This is a genomic window from Mycobacterium sp. TH-M82 (assembly GCF_057473605.1).
On sequence record NZ_JBYCKY010000122.1, the window covers coordinates 1 to 2,391 of the forward strand.

4 protein-coding genes are annotated in these 2,391 nt (G+C 70.3%); 3 read left to right on the forward strand and 1 reads right to left on the reverse strand.

The annotated features are described in order from the left end of the window. Positions 1-270: putative glycolipid-binding domain-containing protein (locus tag AC2VON_RS03560; protein ID WP_486951709.1), on the forward strand; the 270-nt coding region annotated here is incomplete at its 5' end. Here the strand turns inward: AC2VON_RS03560 and AC2VON_RS03565 are convergent. Then, positions 233-1,177: a prephenate dehydrogenase gene (locus tag AC2VON_RS03565; RefSeq protein WP_486951712.1), complete on the reverse strand. Its 945-nt coding sequence runs from the start codon at positions 1,175-1,177 to the stop codon at positions 233-235. The genes AC2VON_RS03560 and AC2VON_RS03565 overlap by 38 nt on opposite strands. Before the next feature lie 120 nt (positions 1,178-1,297). Between AC2VON_RS03565 and AC2VON_RS03570 the strand changes: the two genes are divergently transcribed. Further along, positions 1,298-1,819 (forward strand): tRNA adenosine deaminase-associated protein, encoded by a 522-nt coding sequence (locus AC2VON_RS03570; protein WP_486951710.1) that lies wholly within the window; start codon positions 1,298-1,300, stop codon positions 1,817-1,819. Then, positions 1,816-2,265, forward strand: a complete 450-nt coding sequence (locus tag AC2VON_RS03575) for a nucleoside deaminase (RefSeq protein ID WP_486951711.1) — start codon at positions 1,816-1,818, stop codon at positions 2,263-2,265. The genes AC2VON_RS03570 and AC2VON_RS03575 overlap by 4 nt, the downstream gene beginning before the upstream one ends. The last annotated feature ends 126 nt before the right edge of the window (positions 2,266-2,391 follow it).

Genomic DNA, 2,391 nt, shown 5'->3' on the forward strand with positions numbered 1-2,391 from the left:
GACGTGGTGTTCAGCCCGTTTTTCAACGCCCTGCCGATCCGCCGCGCCGGCCTGAACGAGCGGGCAGGTGAGATCACCGTGCCCACCATCTATGTGCGGCTGCCGGAGATGTCGGTCACGGCGGCGTCCACCAGCTACCGCAGCACCGAACCGGAACAGCGGGCCCAGATCAGGGTATGTTCGCCGGCCACCGGCGCCACCGGCACCATCGTCACCGTCGACGCTGACGGGTTCATCGTGGATTACCCAGGATTGGCAGAGCGGATCTGATCACCCCGCCGGCCCGGCCCGCGGCAGCCAGTTCCTGGCGCCAGTTCTTCGCGCCGACGAACACGGCGACGATATCGTGCCGCGGGAAGCTCGTGTAGCGGGTCCGGGCGGCATGGCCGGCCTCGACCAGCTCGGCCACCGAGTCGGCAGCGGACAGGGAATCCCGCGCGCCGGCCAGCAGTTCGATAATGCGATCCAGCGCCGGCAGCAGCCGCAGCCAGTTCGCCTCGCACATCGCCCGGACCAGGTCCGGAGCGGTGCCCGCAACCCGGGTTCCGTCCCGGAACGACCCCGCGGCCAGGGCGAATGCCAGTGGCACTTCGGCGGCCGTGACGGACAGCGCTTCGGCGATCAGGTGCGGCAGGTGGGAGATGACGGCCGCGGCGGCGTCGTGCTCGTCGGAGCGGGCCGGCACCGCCATCGCCCCGCAGTCCAGCGCCAAATCCAGCACCGTCGACCACACCATCGGGTCGACGTGGTCGTCCACACTGATGACCCAGGGGGCGCCGCTGAACAGGTGGGCATCACCGGACGACCATCCCGACTGCGCAGTGCCCGCCATCGGGTGACCGCCGACGAAGCGGGCGTGCAGGCCGGCGGCGGTCACCGCGTCGAGCACGACGCTCTTCACGCTGGTGACATCGGTCAGCGGGCACTCGGGGGCAAACTGGTGGATGCGGCCCAGCAGCATCGGCACCGCCGGCATCGGGACGGCGAGCACGATCAGCGCGCTGGTATCCGCGGCCCGCGCCAGCACCTCCTCGAGGTCGGTGGTGGCGTCGAAGCCGTCGGCTACCGCGGCGCGCGCACCTTCCACCGACCGGTTGTAGCCGAATACCTCACGGCCGGCCGCAGCGGCCGCACGAGCCACCGAGCCACCGATCAGACCCAGTCCCAGCACGCACACCGGTGTTTTCGCCGCATTGCCAGCCACCCTCCTAGGTTGACACATTTATATTTGGTATATCCGGGCCGCTGCCGACGATTCGCTGGTCAAGGGTGTAATCGGCGACTAGCGTAAGCGCCCATGGGCGCACAGCGAGCCTCCACGCAGGACCGGCCGGCAGACACGCCGGACGGCTTCGGCGTGGCCGTGGTGCGCGAAGACGGCGAGTGGCGCTGCTCGCCGATGCGCCCCGCGGCGCTGACCAGCTTGGCCGCCGCTGAAACAGAACTTCGTGAATTACGCAGCGCGGGAGCCTTTTTCGGTTTGCTGGATGTAGACGACGAATTCTTCGTGATCGTCCGGCCCGGTCCGGTGGGGACCCGGCTGCTGCTGTCGGACGCGACCGCCGCGCTGGACTACGACATCGCCGACGAAGTACTGGACAAGCTGGACGCCGACATCGACGCCGAGGACCTCGAGGACGCCGACCCGTTCGAGGAGGGCGATCTGGGGCTGCTGTCCGACATCGGGCTGCCCGAGGCGGTGCTGGGCGTCATCCTCGACGAGTCCGACCTGGACGTCGACGAGCAGCTGGTGCGGATCGCCGCAGAGATGGGTTTCGACGAGCAGATGTCGGACGCACTGCGCCGGCTCGGTCGGTGACCGACGAGGATCTGATCCGTGCGGCGCTGGTGGCCGCGGCTGCCGCGGGGCCGCGTGATGTGCCGGTGGGCGCGGTGGTGGTCGGCCCCGGCGGCGCGGTGCTCTCGCGTGCTGCCAACGCCCGGGAGGAGCTGGGCGACCCGACCGCGCACGCCGAGATCCTGGCGCTGCGGGCGGCTGCCGCCGCGCTCGGTGACGGTTGGCGGCTGGCCGGCGCCACGCTGGCGGTGACCGTCGAGCCGTGCACGATGTGCGCTGGCGCGCTGGTGACGGCCCGGATAGCCCGCCTGGTCTTCGGCGCTTTCGAGCCGAAGACCGGGGCGGTCGGCTCGCTGTGGGATGTGGTCCGTGACCGTCGGCTGGGGCACCGACCGCAGGTCCGCGGCGGGGTGCTGGCCGACGAGTGCGCCGCTTTGCTGGAGGCTTTCTTCGTCCGGCAGCGGTAGGGATGCCCGGTCCCGGTTCGGTGCGGCTTCAGCCGCCGGTTGGGTAGGCTGTCCGGCGGTGGCGTGTCCGAGCGGCCTAAGGAGCACGCCTCGAAAGCGTGTGAGGTTCACAGCCTCCGAGGGTTC

What these genes read in the sequence shown, in the direction of transcription:
- AC2VON_RS03570 (WP_486951710.1), top strand. Translation starts at nt 1,298, where the DNA reads ATGGGCGCACAGCGAGCCTCCACGCAGGACCGGCCGGCAGACACGCCG.